At 63.8% G+C, this 15,841-nt stretch carries 19 protein-coding genes and 4 pseudogenes; 16 read left to right on the forward strand and 7 right to left on the reverse strand.

Annotated elements, in window-relative coordinates; translation table 11 throughout:
• The first annotated feature begins 26 nt into the window (after nucleotides 1-26).
• From dnaQ to BF95_RS12005, 7 genes are all read left to right on the forward strand, one after another.
• Complete coding sequence (gene dnaQ, locus BF95_RS11975) at nucleotides 27-719, forward strand: DNA polymerase III subunit epsilon (protein WP_043151632.1); 693 nt, start codon at nucleotides 27-29, stop codon at nucleotides 717-719.
• A gap of 78 nt (nucleotides 720-797) precedes the next feature.
• Nucleotides 798-1,403 (forward strand): ribosome hibernation-promoting factor, HPF/YfiA family, encoded by a 606-nt coding sequence (gene hpf, locus BF95_RS11980; RefSeq protein ID WP_043151633.1) that lies wholly within the window; start codon nucleotides 798-800, stop codon nucleotides 1,401-1,403.
• Between the two features lie 129 nt (nucleotides 1,404-1,532).
• On the forward strand, nucleotides 1,533-2,000 hold the full coding sequence (locus BF95_RS11985; protein ID WP_043151634.1) for a PTS sugar transporter subunit IIA: 468 nt from the start codon (nucleotides 1,533-1,535) through the stop codon (nucleotides 1,998-2,000).
• Nucleotide 2,001: 1 nt separating this feature from the next.
• A complete protein-coding gene (locus tag BF95_RS11990) occupies nucleotides 2,002-2,469 on the forward strand; it encodes a PaaI family thioesterase (RefSeq protein WP_051519975.1) in 468 nt (155 codons plus the stop codon).
• Between the two features lie 28 nt (nucleotides 2,470-2,497).
• Complete coding sequence (locus BF95_RS11995; RefSeq protein WP_051519979.1) at nucleotides 2,498-2,809, forward strand: DUF1491 family protein; 312 nt, start codon at nucleotides 2,498-2,500, stop codon at nucleotides 2,807-2,809.
• A gap of 179 nt (nucleotides 2,810-2,988) precedes the next feature.
• The gene (locus BF95_RS12000) at nucleotides 2,989-3,660 is read left to right on the forward strand and encodes a cell wall hydrolase (RefSeq protein ID WP_043151636.1); all 672 of its coding nucleotides are present in this window, start codon (nucleotides 2,989-2,991) and stop codon (nucleotides 3,658-3,660) included.
• A gap of 109 nt (nucleotides 3,661-3,769) precedes the next feature.
• The gene (locus BF95_RS12005) at nucleotides 3,770-4,264 is read left to right on the forward strand and encodes an MmcB family DNA repair protein (protein ID WP_043151661.1); all 495 of its coding nucleotides are present in this window, start codon (nucleotides 3,770-3,772) and stop codon (nucleotides 4,262-4,264) included.
• Nucleotides 4,265-4,434: 170 nt separating this feature from the next.
• Here the strand turns inward: BF95_RS12005 and BF95_RS12010 are convergent, their stop codons facing one another.
• On the reverse strand, nucleotides 4,435-5,046 hold the full coding sequence (locus tag BF95_RS12010; protein ID WP_152542680.1) for an ankyrin repeat domain-containing protein: 612 nt from the start codon (nucleotides 5,044-5,046) through the stop codon (nucleotides 4,435-4,437).
• A gap of 42 nt (nucleotides 5,047-5,088) precedes the next feature.
• Here BF95_RS12010 and BF95_RS12015 point away from each other — a divergent pair, with 42 nt between their 5' ends.
• Genes BF95_RS12015 through BF95_RS26390 form a run of 4 tightly spaced genes read left to right on the forward strand, consistent with a single transcriptional unit; the run spans nucleotide 5,089 to nucleotide 7,130 of the window.
• On the forward strand, nucleotides 5,089-5,742 hold the full coding sequence (locus BF95_RS12015) for an SCO family protein (protein WP_043151638.1): 654 nt from the start codon (nucleotides 5,089-5,091) through the stop codon (nucleotides 5,740-5,742).
• Nucleotides 5,730-6,167, forward strand: a complete 438-nt coding sequence (locus BF95_RS12020; protein ID WP_043151640.1) for a YcgN family cysteine cluster protein — start codon at nucleotides 5,730-5,732, stop codon at nucleotides 6,165-6,167. The genes BF95_RS12015 and BF95_RS12020 overlap by 13 nt, the downstream gene beginning before the upstream one ends.
• Complete coding sequence (locus BF95_RS12025; RefSeq protein WP_081764138.1) at nucleotides 6,124-6,864, forward strand: M48 family metallopeptidase; 741 nt, start codon at nucleotides 6,124-6,126, stop codon at nucleotides 6,862-6,864. The genes BF95_RS12020 and BF95_RS12025 overlap by 44 nt, the downstream gene beginning before the upstream one ends.
• 5 nt (nucleotides 6,865-6,869) lie before the next feature.
• Entirely contained in the window at nucleotides 6,870-7,130 is a 261-nt protein-coding gene (locus BF95_RS26390; protein WP_081764139.1) for a hypothetical protein, read from the forward strand.
• Between the two features lie 169 nt (nucleotides 7,131-7,299).
• Here the strand turns inward: BF95_RS26390 and trhO are convergent.
• Nucleotides 7,300-7,950: pseudogene (trhO, locus tag BF95_RS12030) on the reverse strand (oxygen-dependent tRNA uridine(34) hydroxylase TrhO); the annotation flags it as partial.
• Nucleotides 7,951-8,017: 67 nt separating this feature from the next.
• Here trhO and pdeM point away from each other — a divergent pair.
• Together pdeM and BF95_RS12040 are read left to right on the forward strand one after the other, a co-directional pair.
• Nucleotides 8,018-8,677 carry a ligase-associated DNA damage response endonuclease PdeM gene (gene pdeM / locus BF95_RS12035; RefSeq protein ID WP_043151642.1) on the forward strand — a complete coding sequence of 220 codons (660 nt, stop codon included), beginning with the start codon at nucleotides 8,018-8,020 and terminating at the stop codon, nucleotides 8,675-8,677.
• A gap of 188 nt (nucleotides 8,678-8,865) precedes the next feature.
• Entirely contained in the window at nucleotides 8,866-11,667 is a 2,802-nt protein-coding gene (locus tag BF95_RS12040) for a TonB-dependent receptor (RefSeq protein WP_043151644.1), read from the forward strand.
• Here BF95_RS12040 and BF95_RS12045 read toward each other — a convergent pair.
• Complete coding sequence (locus BF95_RS12045; RefSeq protein WP_043151645.1) at nucleotides 11,645-12,379, reverse strand: YggS family pyridoxal phosphate-dependent enzyme; 735 nt, start codon at nucleotides 12,377-12,379, stop codon at nucleotides 11,645-11,647. The two genes, BF95_RS12040 and BF95_RS12045, sit on opposite strands and share 23 nt — an antisense overlap.
• A gap of 23 nt (nucleotides 12,380-12,402) precedes the next feature.
• On the opposite strand from BF95_RS12045, the pseudogene BF95_RS12050 reads away from it, so the two are divergent.
• Nucleotides 12,403-12,946 (forward strand): annotated as a pseudogene (locus tag BF95_RS12050) (thiamine phosphate synthase); the annotation flags it as partial.
• 598 nt (nucleotides 12,947-13,544) lie between these two features.
• Here the strand turns inward: BF95_RS12050 and BF95_RS12055 are convergent.
• From BF95_RS12055 to BF95_RS29085, 3 genes and pseudogenes are all read right to left on the reverse strand, one after another.
• The gene (locus BF95_RS12055; RefSeq protein ID WP_043151646.1) at nucleotides 13,545-14,141 is read right to left on the reverse strand and encodes a DedA family protein; all 597 of its coding nucleotides are present in this window, start codon (nucleotides 14,139-14,141) and stop codon (nucleotides 13,545-13,547) included.
• A 47-nt stretch (nucleotides 14,142-14,188) separates the two neighbouring features.
• Entirely contained in the window at nucleotides 14,189-14,965 is a 777-nt protein-coding gene (locus BF95_RS12060) for a COG4705 family protein (RefSeq protein ID WP_043151663.1), read from the reverse strand.
• A 70-nt stretch (nucleotides 14,966-15,035) separates the two neighbouring features.
• Nucleotides 15,036-15,299, reverse strand: a pseudogene (locus tag BF95_RS29085) (sensor histidine kinase); the annotation flags it as partial.
• Between BF95_RS29085 and BF95_RS29090 the strand changes: the two are divergent.
• Nucleotides 15,237-15,428, forward strand: coding sequence for a hypothetical protein (locus BF95_RS29090; RefSeq protein ID WP_235209702.1), 192 nt, complete (start codon nucleotides 15,237-15,239; stop codon nucleotides 15,426-15,428). The pseudogene BF95_RS29085 and the gene BF95_RS29090 sit on opposite strands and share 63 nt — an antisense overlap.
• Nucleotides 15,429-15,491: 63 nt before the next feature.
• Here BF95_RS29090 and BF95_RS30680 read toward each other — a convergent pair.
• Nucleotides 15,492-15,632, reverse strand: a pseudogene (locus BF95_RS30680) (two-component sensor histidine kinase); the annotation flags it as partial.
• Between BF95_RS30680 and BF95_RS29095 the strand changes: the two are divergent.
• Entirely contained in the window at nucleotides 15,564-15,770 is a 207-nt protein-coding gene (locus BF95_RS29095; RefSeq protein ID WP_235209703.1) for a hypothetical protein, read from the forward strand. The pseudogene BF95_RS30680 and the gene BF95_RS29095 overlap by 69 nt on opposite strands.
• The last annotated feature ends 71 nt before the right edge of the window (nucleotides 15,771-15,841 follow it).

The following is a 15,841-nucleotide window of genomic DNA, read 5'->3' on the forward strand; positions in this document are numbered from 1 at the left end:
CCCACAGAGTCGATATGAAGAGGGCGATGCGCGAGATTATATTCGATACCGAAACGACGGGATTTGACCCGGCATCCGGCGACAGAATGGTCGAGATCGGCTGTATCGAGCTTATCAATCGTGTGCCCAGCGGCCGGACCTTCCACGCATATTACAACCCCCAGCGCGACATGCCCGCCGCCGCCGAGGCTGTGCACGGCCTGTCGAGCCATTTCCTGTCGGATAAGCCGCTGTTCGCCAGCGGCGTCGTCGAACTGCTCGCCTTTCTGGAGGACAGCCCGTTGGTCGCGCATAATGCGCGCTTCGATTTCGGCTTCCTCAACCATGAATTGCGGTTGTGCGGGCGGGGTGAAGTGTCGCTCGACCGGATGATCGACACGGTCGCGATCGCAAGGACGATGCATCCCGGCGCCAAGCACAGCCTGGACGCGCTCTGCACCCGCTATGGCATCGACCGCAGCCATCGCATCAAACATGGCGCGCTGCTCGATGCCGAATTGCTGGCGCAGCTTTATATCGAATTGACCGGTGGCCGTCAGATCGGCCTGGGTCTGGCACAGGAGGCAGCAAAAGAAGAGTTTGGGGCGGAACTCGCGGCGCAGGCCGCAGTTCGCCCTGTTCGTCCCGCGCGCGTCTTTGCGGCGAGCGCGACGGAGCTGGAACGGCATGCGGCGTTTATCGCGACGCTCGACAAGCCGCTCTGGCTGGAGGGGGCATAGCCGGACTGACACTCCGCGCCCATGCCCCCATGTCAACCGGGCCGCGTCCTGCGGCCCGCAAAAACAAGGAGAAGGCTTATGGATATTCGTGTTTCCGGGCATCAGGTCGATACGGGCGAAGCGCTCAAGGAGCATGTCGCGACCCGGATGGAAGCGATAGCCGAGAAATATTTCTCCCGCACAATCTCCGCGCATGTGACCTTTCGACCGGCCCCGCACGGTGCCTTTCACTGCGACATCGTCTGCCATGTGATGACCGGCCTGATCCTGAAAGGGGCGGGCGAAGCGCAGGAGGCGCATCCGTCCTTCGACCAGGCGGCCGAGCGCATCGAAAAGCAGCTGCGCCGCTATATGCGCCGCCTGAAGGATCGTCACGGCCAGGCCGTTGCTGCCGAAGCGCAGCGGGTGAGCAGCTTCAGCATCGATGATATCGATGGCGCGGGCTACACCATCTTTGCTTCACCTGCGGACGAGCAGGAGGACGTGGCGGATGCGCCGCTGATCGTCGCGGAAACCCGTGTCGATATTCCCGAAGCCAGCGTATCGGACGCCGTGATGATGCTGGACCTGCGCAACACCAATGCGCTGTTGTTCGTCAATGCCGGAACGGCGGCCTATAATATGGTCTATCGCCGCAATGACGGGACGATCGGCTGGGTCGAACCGCGTATCCAGGCGAGTTGAACGCCGCCCGGCCCAAGGGCCGCCTGTTGACCTAAGGGTGCAGGCGGCTTAAGGGGCCGGGCTTTAATTCCCCGAGCATAAGCGCGTAATGTCCCCGACTGGGCGCGGCTCGGTCGGATCGGATATGTGATGGTGCATTTCAACGATATCGTTTCGCCAGACGCGCTCGCCACGGGCCTGTCGGTGAACGGCAAGAAGCAGTTGTTCCAGAAGATCGCTGTGCTCGCGGCGGGTGCTTATGGGCTGGACGCGGACATGGTCGCTGATGCGCTGTTCGATCGCGAGCGGCTGGGGTCCACCGGCTTTGGCGGCGGTGTCGCCATTCCCCATGCGAAGATTGCCGGTCTCGACAAGATGTGCGGCATCGTCGTGCTGCTCGATCCGGCTGCACCCTTCGATGCGGTCGATGATCTGCCGGTCGATATCGTCTTTGCGCTGCTGTCGCCGGTCGATAGCGGGGCAGAGCATTTGAAGACGTTGGCGCGGGTGTCGCGCTACCTGCGCGACGAGGCGCAGATTGCCCGGTTGCGTGGCGCGCGCTCGACCGCTGCACTGCACGCCTTGCTGTCTGGTGGCGGGGCGCGTGACGCAGCCTGACATGCATGCGGCGGTTGGCGCACCGGACAGCGGCGAAACCGCGCATTTCCGGGCGCTCGAAAATCTCTACCGCTCCGCGCCGATCAACCAGCTGTTCCGGTCGGAGATCGCAATCAGCGAGCCGGGGCGCTGCACCATCGACTTCGATGTCGACGAGAGCCAGTTCCATGCCGCTGGCGCGGTGCATGGCACGGTCTATTTCAAGATGCTGGACGATGCGGCCTTCTATGCCGCCAACAGCCTGGTGAGCGATCGATTCCTGCTCACCACCGCCTTCAACCTGCTCTTCACCCGGCCGATTGCGCCGGGGCGAATCCGCGCCGAGGGCCGCTGGATCAGCGGCAAGCGCCGCGTTTATGTCGCCGAAGCCAGCCTGGTCGATTCGCATGGCGAAGAGGTCGGGCGGGGCACCGGCACCTTCATGCGCTCTCAATTCCCCCTTTCGTCGCTCCCGGGATATCGTGGCTGAGCAGCCCCCCGCCCGGCTGACCAGCGCGATGCTGATCGGCGCTTTGCGACGGCGGGCGGCGGCGGATGGCGGCTTTGCCACGATCCTGGTCAAGGGTGACGACATCAGCGGCGTTATTCTGGTCCAAGCGCTGGAAAAGGGGCGCGAAACCGGGCTGTTCGAGCGGGTATCGAACTTTACCGGCGGTTATGCGTTGATGCGCTGTGGACCTGATCCCGACGACGGTGCGCAGGCCATGTCTGCTTATGTCGAGCGGCGTCGCAGGTCGGACCCCGACCTGTGGGTGATCGAACTCGACATCCCGGAAGCGGAACGGTTCGCCGCTGAAACAATCTGCTGATCGTTGACATAGCGCAATGGCCCGTGCAGAGGCCCGCCCACGCTGAACGCGCAGGTTGCCGCAATCGTCCAAGGGGGGCGGGCGCGGTAAACACGCAGACGGGGGGCGGCCGGTCGTCGGACAAAGTGGGTTAAAAAAGACGACGTTTCCGGCCAAGAACCGCATGTTTTTGAGTAAAAATGAGTTTTCGTCTAAGAGCTGCGATCATCGCGGCCTTTGCCTTGTCCGCCGCTGCCGCGGTCACGGCGTCCGATATGTCGATGGCGGGTGAATCCATCCCCTCTTCGGTGTCCCTCTCCAGGGACGATGCGCTGACCATGGCGCCTTCGGCCGGTTCCAAGCCCGCCGTAACTTTTGCCGCGCCGCGCGAGATCGTGCAGCCTTTGGCTACGGCCCCCAAGGCCGATCATAATTCTTCCACTTTTTCGGAGATGCAGGCCGATAGCCTCGCTGCGCTGGTCGACGCCCATGGCGCGCCCGAACAGCTTGACGGCGAGATGCAGTGCCTCGCCGGAGCGGTCTATTTCGAATCCAAGGGCGAAAGCCTGGAAGGCCAGCTGGCCGTTGCGCGCGTGATCATCAACCGCGCCGAGTCCGGCCGGTTCGCCAACAGCCTGTGCGGCGTCGTGTATCAGCCCAGCCAGTTCAGCTTCGTGCGCGGCGGTGGTATGCCGCCGATCCGCACGCAAAGCCGCAGCTGGCGCCAAGCCGTCGCCATCGCCAAGATCGCGATGACCGACAGCTGGGACAGCCGGGCCGAAGGCGCGCTCTTCTTTCACGCCCGCCGCGTTTCGCCGGGCTGGGGCAAGGCGAAGCTGGCGATGATCGACAATCATATCTTCTATCGCTGAGTATTGCGGAATGTGCTGAGGCACATTTCGGTACACATCAAAAAAGGCCGGTTCGGATTTTTTCGAATCGGCCTTTTCTTTTGTTCCTGCCTTGTTCTATGATTGCCGCATGACCGCAGCCCTGACCGAGACTTGTTCCTCCCTGACCGACGGCACGGCGCTGGCGGTAGCGCGGGGGACGCTGCGCCTGTTCTTCCGCCACGACATGAGCGGGATAATGGAAGTGCCGCTGCCCAACGGGCGGCGTGCCGACATCATGGCGATCGATGGGGCTGGGCGGCTGACCATCGTCGAAATCAAGTGCAGCCGCGCCGACTTGCTCGGCGACATGAAATGGCCCGACTATTTCGACTATTGCGACCGCTATTTCTGGGCGGTGCCAATGGGGTTCGACCTGTCTTTGTTCGACAGCGAAGCGCTATGGCCCGCGCGCACCGGGTTGATCGTCGCCGATCAATATGATGCTGAGCTGGTACGGCCCGCGCCGATCGAACCGCTGGCGGCGGCGCGGCGCAAGGCGGAGACGCTGCGCTTCGCCCGCAGGGCCGCGCGGCGGCTGACCGCGATCAACGACCCGGACCATGCCGCGGAGATCGGCTGGTAAGGGGGAAATGAGCTACCCGAAAATCCGTTCGGGCTGAGCTTGTCGAAGCCCTGCCATTCGTCCTCAATAAGAAGAAAAGCCCCTTTCGACTGCCTGTTAAGGCAGGCGCTCAGGACAGGCTTCGACAGGCTCAGGGCGAACGGAGGAAGGGAGACCAGCCTAGCTCGCTATCAGAAAACCGGACCCTGCACTGGGCCTGCGGGCTTGGCGGCAGGCTTGGCGGCGGCGAGGGCTTCGATGAGGCCGGGGGTGCGGCCGTCGCGGGCGGCATAGTCGCGCGCGGACATGCCGGCGATACTGTCGCGCTTGTCGGGGTTGGCGCCCTGCGCCACCAGCAGGCGGACCAGGCCGAGGTCGCGCAATTGCACGGCGCGGATCAACGGGGTTTCGCCGCTGCCATTGGTCTTGTCGACCTGCGCCTTGTTGGCGAGCAGCGTCTGTACACCCTCCTCAAACCGGCCCTGTACCGCGTCCATCAGCGGGGTATTGCCGTCGCTGTCGGTCAGGTTGGGGTTCGCGCCCTTGGCGAGCAGGAAGGACAGCCAGGTCGCGTCGCGGCGCGCGACCACGATATGCAGGGCATTTTCACCGCTGTTGATGTCGCGGCTGTTGATGACGGTGGAGCCGGGTTTCTGGATCAGGTCGGTGACCTTCTCCCCATCCTTGTCCTTCACCGCCTTCAGGAAATTATAGGCGTCGGAAAATTGCGCCTGGGCGGGGCCGGGCACCAAAAGCGCCAGCGCGATCATGGTCATCATAGCGGAAACAAACTTGGTCTTCATCGTCGCGCCCCGTTGCATTTGCAAATCCATCCCTAGCAGGGCATGGCTGGCCACGCCATGAACAAAGCCCGGATGCTCCTCACCCTGCCCTGTCTCGCCCTATTGGCTGCCTGTAATATGGGCGGCGGGGGCAATGCATCAAGCGGGGACAGCGTGCAGGGCGAACTGGTCGGTGCGCGGATCGGCGCGCCCTTCACCCTGACCGATCAGGATGGCAAGCCTGCGCGCTGGGAGGATTATAAGGGCCAGTATCGGCTCGTCTATTTCGGCTATACCTATTGCCCCGACGTCTGCCCGGTCGATCTGCAACGGATCATGCAGGCTTTTGCTCAATTCGAAAAGGCTGCGCCCGAGCGCGCCGCACAAGTGCAGCCGATCCTGATCAGCGTCGATCCCCAGCGGGACACGCCGGCCGTTCTGAAAACCTACGTCGCGGCGTTCCATCCCCGTCTCGTCGGCCTGACCGGTACGCCCGAACAGATCGCCAAGGTCGCCAAGGATTTCGTCGTCATCTACAATAAGGAAGGCGAGCCGGGCATGAGCGACTATCTGGTCGGGCATAGCCGCACACCCTATCTGTTCGATCCCGACGGCAAGCCGATGGCGCTGGTGCCGGTGGATGACCCCAGCACGCCGAAAGTCGATGAGGGCGCGCCCGACACAGTGCTGGCGTTTCTGGAAAAATGGATCAAGTGACGCCGTTCTGGGAAAAGCCGCTCGACAAGCTCGACCGCGCTGAATGGGAAGCCTTGTGCGACGGGTGCGGCAAATGCTGCCTGCACAAGGCCGAAGATGAGGATAGCGGGCGCATCTATCCCACCAATGTCGCTTGCCGCCTGCTCGACCGGCAAAGTGGCCAGTGCAGTAATTATAAGAATCGGCGCAAGTTCGTGCCCGATTGCGTGCGGCTGACTCCGGCCAACGTACGCCAGATCAGCTGGTTGCCGCGCACCTGCGCCTATCGGCTGCGCGGGGAGGGGTTGCCGCTGCCCGACTGGCATTATCTGCTGTCGGGCGACCGGGAATCGGTGCATCGGGCGCGCGAATCGGTGCGCGGCTGGACCGTGGCGGAGGCCGATGCGGGCGACTGGGAGAATCATCTTGTCGACCGGGACATCTGATCCCGACGCCGCGATCCTGATCGACGGCGTTCCGATGCCGGTACGGGTGCGACGGTCGGCACGAGCGCGCGCTTACCGGCTGACGATTGACGGGACGCGGGGTGAATTGCGTCTGTCGATGCCGGTGCGCGCGAATTTGAAGCGGGCGCTGGGCTGGGCGCAGGATCATGAGGGTTGGGTGCGGCAGCAACTCGCGCGGCAGCCTGTGTTGACGCCGCTGATCGATGGCGCGGTCTTTCCGCTGGAGGGGCGCGAGGTGCGTATCTGTTGGGAGGCGGGCGCGAGCCGGACGATCCGGTTGGAGGGCGACCGGCTGCTATTGGGCGGCGCGGCGGAATCGGTCAGTGCGCGGGTGCTGCGCTGGCTGGTGCGGCGGGCCAAAGCGGTGTTGGAGACCGAGACGCAAGAATTGGCGCGCGACCATGGGCTGATCGTTGCGTCAGTGGGCGTGGGCGATCCGCGCAGCCGCTGGGGCAGTTGCACGTCGTCGGGCGCGATCCGCTATAGCTGGCGGCTGATCCTGTGCCCGCCCAACGTGCGGCGCGCGACGGTGGCACATGAATTGGCGCATCTGCTGCACATGGACCACAGCCCGGCGTTCCACGCCGCCCATGCGCGCATTTATGGTGCCGACCCCAAGCCTGCGCGCGCGTGGCTGCGCGCGCATGGGGCCGGGCTGCATCGCTATACGGGGTAGGGCGCATGGCGCGCAAAAAACGCTATCTGACGGCCACGATGGCGGACGGCTATGTCAAGACGATCGGGCCGACGGCGGACCCCTTCACCCATTATTGGCGGATCGTCGCCTTGCTCGACAATGGCAAGACGGAGGCGTTCTGGGGCCACGCGCGTTCGCTGGCCGAGGCGCGCAAGAAGCGGACAGCGGCGGAGGATGGCGCGCGGATGCGGGGGTGGAAAAGCTATAGCTTCGAGATTGCGGAGTTGGTCGAGACGCCAGCTTAGCCCCGATGCGGCCACACCCCTGACCCATCGGCCTCGCATATATGCTCGGCATCATTGGGATAGGGCAGGCCACAGCGCGGCAGGTGCTATAGTCGCCGAGCGTGAGGCCATGGCCCACCGCGACCCGCTCATCGAAGACATAGCAATCGCCCTGCCAGCGGCTTTCGCTCTCCGGCATTTCCTCTAGATAGCGCAATATGCCACCCTTGAGATGATAGACCTCGTCAAAGCCGCGCGCCTTCACCAGCGCGGTGGATTTTTCGCAGCGTATGCCGCCGGTGCAGAACATCGCGATCTTGGGCGTCCGGCCCTGATCGCGCAGATTTTGGGCAAAATCGTCGAACCAGCCGGGAAAATCGCGAAAGGCGCGGGTTTCAGGATCGATCGCGCCCTCGAACGTGCCGATCGCGACTTCATAGGCGTTGCGCGTGTCTATGAGGATCGTGTCGGGGTCGGCGATCAGCGCATTCCATTCGGCGGGGCCGAGATGCGTGCCCGCCTGGCTCGCGGGGTCAAGGTCGTCGACGCCTAGCGTGACGATCTCCGGCTTCACCTTGACCTTCATCCGGGCGAAGGGCGCGCTGGTGGCGGTCGAATATTTGACGTCGAGGTCGGCGCAGCCGGGCAGGGTGCGGATATGGGCGACCAGCGGCGCGATTGTCTCGGCGCTGCCCGCCACGGTGCCGTTAATCCCTTCGCGCGCGACGATCAGCGTGCCGCAGGTGCCAAGATCGGCGCAGCGCGCGCGCAGATCGGCGGCAATGGCGTCGGGATCGGGGAATGTGGCGAACCGGTAGAGGGCAGCGACGGTATAGGACATGGGGGTGGCCTATAGGGCTTTGGGCGGCCTCTTGAAAGCGGCCACGGACAGGCGCATAGGCAGGGGCATGGTTCCCCTTTCGTTCGCTGGTCATGCTTTCCTCGCGCTGCCCGAAGCCGCGCTGTTCTGGCCGGCGCAGGGCGCTTTGCTGGTTGCCGACCTGCATTTCGAAAAGGCGAGCTGGTATGCCCGTTTCGGTCAGTTCCTGCCCCCCCATGACAGCGAAGCGACGCTGGACGTGATCGAGGCGCTGGTCGCGCGCACGGGTGCGCGGGCGGTCTGGTCGCTGGGCGACAGTTTCCACGATGCCGATGGCGCGGCGCGGCTGGATCCGCAGGCGCGCGCCCGGCTCGATGCGCTGACGCAGCGGCTGGAGTGGACCTGGATCACGGGCAATCATGATGTCGGCATGGCGGCGATGCCGGGCGGGCGACGGGTCGCCGAAGCGCTGGTCGAGGGGGTCTGGCTGCGGCATGAGGCGGCGCGCGATGATGTGCGGCCCGAAATATCCGGTCACTTCCACCCCAAGCTGCGCCTGTCGCTGCGCGGGCGCCATGTGGCGCGGCGCTGCTTCGTTGCGTCGGAAACGAAGCTGATTCTGCCTGCGCTGGGAGCCCTGACTGGCGGGCTGGATGCGGACCATGGCGAGATTCGCCGGGCCGTGGGGCCGGGTGCAGCCGCGCTGGTGCCGGTTGCGGACCGAATGCTGCGCTTTCCGTTATCGTAAAGCGACGCTACGGAAACCGGAAATTAAGCCGTTGCCGATAAGCAACAGAGCATGAATATTCTGTCACCGCATCCGCAAAAAAGCGCAGAAATGCTAGGGTCTCTTGCCTTCACCCTGCTGTGGCAGCATAATCACCCGCACGTCCCGACCCGGCAAAAAGCCGCGCGGGCAGGAGAGGATTGACCATCATGACCAACAAGAGCCTTTGGGCATCGACCGCTGCGGTGATTGCGCTCGTCATGGGTGCGACCGGCGCGCAGGCGCAGGACAGTGCGGCACCGCAGGCCGCCGCCGAGCAGGACTCAGCGGAAATCATCGTCACCGCCACCCGCCGCGCCAGTGCGCTGTCGGACGTGCCGATCGCCGTGTCGGCGGTCAGCGCGCAGGCGATGCAGAATAGCGGCGCAAGCGACATCCGCACGCTCAACCAGCTTGCCCCCTCGCTGCTCGTTTCCTCCACCGGGTCCGAAGCCAATGCATCGGCGCGTATCCGCGGCATCGGCACGGTCGGCGACAATCCCGGCCTCGAAAGTTCGGTCGCGGTGTTCATCGACGGCGTCTATCGTTCGCGCACGGGCGCGGGCCTCAACGAACTGGGCGAGATCGAACGGGTCGAAGTGCTGCGCGGGCCGCAGGGCACTTTGTTTGGCCGTAATGCATCGGCGGGCCTCATCAACATCATCAGCAAGGCCCCCGAACAGACCTTCCATGCCAAGGGTGAGATCACCTATGGCAATTATGATTATTGGCGGTTGTCGGGCCGCGTGACCGGGCCGGTGGCGGACGGCATCGCGCTCAGCCTGGATGGCGTATGGTCCAAGCGCGACGGCTTCTTCACGCTGCGCGATACGGCGGGGGAGAAGGTCGGTGATACCAATGATCGCGACCGCTATTTCTTGCGCGGGCAGGCGCTGATCGAACCCAATGATGATCTGTCGATCCGCCTGATCGGCGATTATACCAACCGCGATGAAAGCTGCTGCGGCGCGACCTATACCGAAGCGCGGGAGCGTCGCCCCGCCGCAGGCGGTGGCTTCACCGATGCGCCGTTCAACCGGATCGCGGCGATCCTGGCCGGACAGGGCAGCGTCATTCCCGCCGACCCCTATGACCGCGACCTGACGATCACGCCGGGCCGCGACTATGTGAGTAAATTGAAGGACTGGGGCGTTTCGGGCGAGATCAATTACGACCTCGGCGGCGTGGCGCTGACCAGCATCACCGCCTATCGCGATTACAAGTCCAGCGATTATGGCGATTATGACTATAATCGCGCCGATCTTCTCTATCGCGATCCGGGCACCTATCGCCAGTTCAAGACCTTCACCCAGGAATTGCGTGCGCAGGGGTCGGCGTTCAACGACGCGCTCGACTGGCTGGTTGGCGGCTATTACGCCAATGAACGGCTGACCTTGCAGGACAATATCCGCTTCGGGGCGGACTATGGCCGCTTTGCCGCCTGCCGCCTGATGGCAGGCGCCGGGGTGAACAGCAATTTCACCGCACAGCAACTTGCGGCTTGCGGCAGTGGCCTGGCCACCCAGCCGCTGATCGCGGGGACGCAGGCCAATCTCAATGCCGGGCTGACCGCGGCGTTGATCAGCGCCGGACTGCCAGCCCCAGTTGCGGCGGGGCAAGCGGGCGCAATCTCGACGGGCCTGGGCAATGGCCTGCGCGCATTGGCTGCGATCCCGTCAGGCACGGGCGACGTTGGGTCGATCTATCGCCAGAAGAGCGAGAATTGGGCGATCTTCACCCATAATATCATTCACGTGACCAAGCGGCTCGATCTGACGCTCGGCCTGCGTTACACCCATGAAAGCAAGCGCTTTTCAGCGGACCTCAACAATAATAACGCGACGTGTGCGGCGTTGCAGTCCTCCGCTTTGCCGGGCCTTGCCACCAACCCGGCGCTGGGCAGTGCAGCGACGCTGGCGGGCGGCATCCTGACCCTCGGCTGCCTTGGCAATGCTTCGACCAGCCTCAATGCGCTCGACCTCAATGACAAGATCAGCGACGGCGAACTGTCGGGCACGGCGGTCCTGTCGTGGAAGGCAACCGACGATCTGCTGCTCTATGGCAGCTATTCCAAGGGCTATAAGGCGGGCGGCTTCAACCTTGACCGCTTCCAGCTGGGATCGACCGGGCTGAATGCCGTTCCCGCCGTCTTCGCGCCGCGCACCAATGCCGACGTCACCAGTCTGCGCTTCGCCGCCGAAAAGGTCGATGCGTTTGAAATCGGCCTGAAATACAGCCAGCCCAAATGGAGCGCGAACGTCGCCGCCTTCCGTCAGGAGTTCAAGAATTTCCAGCTGAACACCTTCAACGGCACCAGCTTCGTCGTGCAGAATATCAATGGTTGCGACAGCGCGCTGTCGGCCGCGCGCACGTGCGGGTCGGACGATGTGGGGCCAGGGCTGATCAGCCAGGGCGTCGAACTGGAAATGACTGCCACCCCGGCGCGCAATTTTCGGGTGACCGGTGGCTTCACCTATGCCGAAGCCAAGTTCGCCAGCCGTCTGGTGGGCAGCGGCGATGGCAGCGTGCCGCTCGACCCGGCGCTGTTCCTGTTGCCCGGATCCATCAACAGCAATGCGCCCAAGATGGTGACGACCGCCAGCGCGGCGTGGACCCCGGACATCGGTTCAGGCGGCCTCTCGGCGCTCTTCTATGTCGATGGCCGCATGACCAGCGACTTCAACACCGGGTCTGACCTGTTCCCGGAGAAGAATCAGGACGGCTTCGCCGTCGTCAATGCGCGCGTCGGCCTGCGTGGCCCGAACCAGCGCTGGGCGATCGAATTGTGGGGCCAGAATATCTTCAACCAGGATTATACCCAGGTGGCGTTCAGCAGTCCGCTCCAGTCCAGCAGCCCCGGCACGTCGACCACGGGTCAATTCGCTCAGGGCGCGCCGATGGCCAACCAGTTGATCTCCGCCTATCTGGCCGAACCACGCACCTATGGCATCACGTTGCGGGGGAGTTTCTGATCATTCCCCGGCCGCTCTTGGGCACAGGGCGGGCGGGGGTTGGACGATCGCCGAACAGAGCGGTGCCGACACGAATATCGGTCGCGCCCAGCATGATGGCGGTTTCATAATCGCCCGACATACCCATCGACAGGCGCGGGAGGCCCTCTTCCCGCGCCATTTTTGCGAGCAGCGCGAAATAGGGGGCGGGTTCGACGTCCGCAGGGGGCACGGCCATCAGGCCGAGCAGGGGAATGTCCGCATCGCGCGCGGCGGCGATCAGCGCGGGCACGTCGGCGATGGCGCAGCCGCCCTTTTGCGCCTCCGCCCCGATATTGACCTGGATATAGCAGGGGACGCGCTTGTCGGCCGCGTCCATCGCCTTGGCCAGCGCGGTCAGGAGCGAGGGACGATCGAGGCTGTGGATGACGTCGAACAGGGCAACCGCATCGGCGGCCTTGTTCGATTGCAACTGGCCGACGAGATGCAGTGCTATATCGGGATGGTCTTCGCGCAGGGCGGGCCATTTCTCCTGGCTTTCCTGCACGCGATTTTCCCCGAACACCCGCTGGCCCGCCGCGATCAGCGGGCGGATGGCGTCGGCCCCTTGTGTCTTGGACACGGCGATCAGGGTGATGGCGTCGCCGCTGCGATTGGTCAGGCGGGCGGCCCGATCGATCGAGTCGCGCAGAGTGGAAAGGCGGAGGGCGGCTTGCGGGCTGTCGGTCGTCATGCGCGCTGCTATAGGGCAGGGTCATGACCCGCCGCCACCGCAAAAAACTGCCGACGATCTGGCTGATGACCGACGAGCGGATCGCGGACGCGGCGTTGCTGGCGGCGGTGGCGCGTTTGCCCAAGGGACGGGCGGGCATTGTGGTCCGGCATTATCGGACCGAGGGTAAGGCGCGGCGGGCGTTGTTCGAGGCGGTGCGGGGGATCGCGCGGCAGCGGCGGCTGGTGCTGCTGCTCGCGAGCGACGCGCAGACGGCGGCCGCGTGGCAGGCCGATGGCTGGCATGGGCGCGACACGCAGCAGTTGGCGCGGCCGATGGTGCATAGCATGGCCGCGCATGATGCGCGCGAAAATGGCCGCGGCGCGGCGGTGCGGGGCGGACCTCATATTGCTCTCACCCCTCTTCCCAACCCGATCGCACCCCGGCGCCGCGAGCCTGGGGCGAGCGCGCTTTGCCGCCTTGGCGGGGCAGGCGGACGTGCCGGTTATCGCTTTGGGCGGAGTGAAGCCATGCCATCGACGGATGCTGCGTGGCATCGGCGCGGATGGCTGGGCAGCAATCGACGGTTGGTGGGTAGCGGCGCGTAGGCCGCGCATGGGTGCTGCCAACCCAGTAGCGCCAAAGTCCCTGCGGCTGCGAGAACCGTCGAGACAGGACGCGCTGAGAGGACCGTCCGGACGACGATGCTCAAGCGTTATCAACAAATGAAAAATGGTGCCAGAAGAGGACTCGAATTGAGAATTTACTCAATTGTTTTAAAATCTTAGTCGTCGAAAATGACTTGTGTGGATACCCTCAATTGTACCCGCAAGCAAAAAAGCAGCGCGGTGCGATGCCCATTTTCGCCGCTCTGACAATTTTTTTCTATCTATCTGCGTCTACCATAATCCACAGCAATCTGCACATGACGAACGTGAATTTGCATATCACCATTGCTTCGACGCGGCCTTAGGGCAGTTCGCGACCAAGCCAAGTCGTTCACCAAGGTTGTAGCGAGTGTCCGGATCGGACAGGAGCCGTCCTTCGGCTAAGAGCGACAATCGGCGCACGGTCCTTCATGGCCGGTGGAATGGCCGGACCTTGGGACTTTCCCGCCAGACAGCTTCCAAGATCGGAACGGTCGAAAGCCGCCGTTTCTCGGTGTCACAACCGTTCGGTTTTGACTTTAGGTGGCACGCCACGTCGCCACACGATAAAGATATGCGGCGACCACCAGCCCGACGATGATGTTGGTAATCGGATTCAGGTAGGCGGCAACGATCCGGTATTGCCCTTCAAGAAGGTAGCCGGCCACTGCTAACAGTGTCGTCCAGAGCGCGGTCCCAAGCGTCGTGAACAGCAGAAAACGCGGTAGACTCATACCGAACACGCCTGCTGGTACCGAGATCAGCGTTCGCAGCGCCGGGACGAGCCGACCGAGCAACACGGCTTTACCGGAATGTCGATCGAACCAGCGGTCTACGCGGTCGATATCCCGTGGTGCAAGCGTCAGCCAGCGCCCGTGCCGTTCGGCCCAGCGCCGCAGCCGATCGGCATCAATCCACTTTCCAACATAGTACCAGAACAGCGCGCCCGCGACCGAGCCGCCCGCGCCGGCCATGATCACGCCGAACAGATTCAATCGCCCTTGCCCCGCGCCAAAACCGGCAGCGGGCATAATGATTTCGGAGGGGATTGGCGGAAACACATTTTCAAGAAACATCAGCGCGGCAATTCCAAGGTAGCCGGCTTCGTTAAGGAACTCGATTAGGCGATCGAACACAGGCAGTCTTTCAATGGTCGGGTGTCGTGGCGAGAAACCGGTTCAATTTACCCGGCCCCGTTCTCACCAGGATGTTGGCTTGCGCGTTGTGGCAGGATCAGGATAAGGGCCAGGATGGCCGCCGCGAGCACTGCCGAAGCAAGCGGACGGCTGAAATCGAGCCCGCCCTTTGCGATCGGCTTGTCGAGGAAATCGCCTACGGCCGCGCCGAGCGGCCGGGTCAGGATGAACGCTGCCCAGAACAGGAATATCCAGCTTGCCTTCGTCCAGAAGTAGAGGCCAGCGAGTATCGCCAGCATCGCGCCGAAGATCGCTGCTGCGCCCAGATAGCCGAGGCCCCCGGTATCCGCTGTCCAGTCGCCGAGCGCCGTGCCGAGCGTCTGCGAAAAGGTGATGGTGAGCCAGTAGAACAGCTCCGCCTTGGGTTCCCGCACGGTATCGACCGAGATCGAGCCCAGGGTGCGATACCAGGCGAACAGGGACGCCAGCACGCATACGAACAGCAGGGTCGAACCTCCGGGATAACCGATGCCCAACGACCGTGTGGCGAAATCCGCCATCGTCGTTCCCGCGGTGGTCGATGCGATGATCGTCCCCCAATAGAGGAACGGGTGGAAGCGCGTCGCCGCTACCTGCCACCAGACCAGCGCAATCAACGCCGTCAGGAAGATCGCGGTGCCGACAAGATAGCCCAGGTTCATCGACATGCTGACGGTATCGCCAGCGGTTTCGCCGAGCGTCGTCGCCAGAATCTTGATGATCCAGAAGCCCAGCGTGATCGCCGGCACCTTGCTCAGGAGTTCGCGCCTGTCGCCGATCTTCATCATTTTTCCCAACTGGTAGTTCGACGACAACCCCAAATCCGGGCGGCGCGAGCAGCGAAACCGTGCCCCGGTGCGCGGTCGCGACCGCAGCGACGAGTGCCAGCCCCAGGCCATGACCTTCCGACGATCGGCTACGTTCCGCGCGCGCGAACCGCTGGAACAGCCGGGACGCATCTTCGGGTGCTACACCGTGTCCATCATCGGCGACCGTTAAGCGAGCAATGGCGTCATCACGCTCCAGCTCGACGCGAACCGTCGTCCCAGGGGGGGTGTGGCGAAGCGCGTTGTCGAGGAGATTGGTGACAAGCTGTTGCAGCAGCCGTCGATCGCCCATCGTCCATATCGCGGGGGCTATCGCTGTGACGAGCAGATGGCCGCTTGCTTCCATATCGGGGCGGTAGGTGTCGACCAGTTCCTCAACCAGTTGATCCAGCGCCACGTCCTGAAAATGGGTGCGAGGTGACAATGCTTCCACCTCCGCAATGCGCAGCAATGCTCCGAAAATATCGAGCAGTTCGCGTGATTGTGCGGCAGCGGCCTCGATCGCTTGGCGTTTCTCGTCCACGTCCCGTGCCGATAGCGCTTCATCGAGCCGGTTATGCAGGCGGGTCAGCGGGGTGCGCAGGTCGTGGGCTACGTCGCTCGACACCTGGCGCAGGTTGTCCATCAGTCCGCCGATCCGGTCGAGCATCCGGTTGAGCGTCGCCGACACGCGATCGAATTCGTCACCCGCGCCGGTGAGCGGCATACGTCGCGCCAGATCGCCATCGATGATCGCGAGGGCGGTGCGGTCGATGTGCGCTAGGCGCGCGCGCGTCACCGCACCCACCAGCCAGGCCCCGCCGATACCGAGCAGCAGCATGACGCCGAATGCGC

The sequence above is a fragment of the Sphingobium sp. Ant17 genome (assembly GCF_000588875.1).
GTDB lineage: Bacteria > Pseudomonadota > Alphaproteobacteria > Sphingomonadales > Sphingomonadaceae > Sphingobium.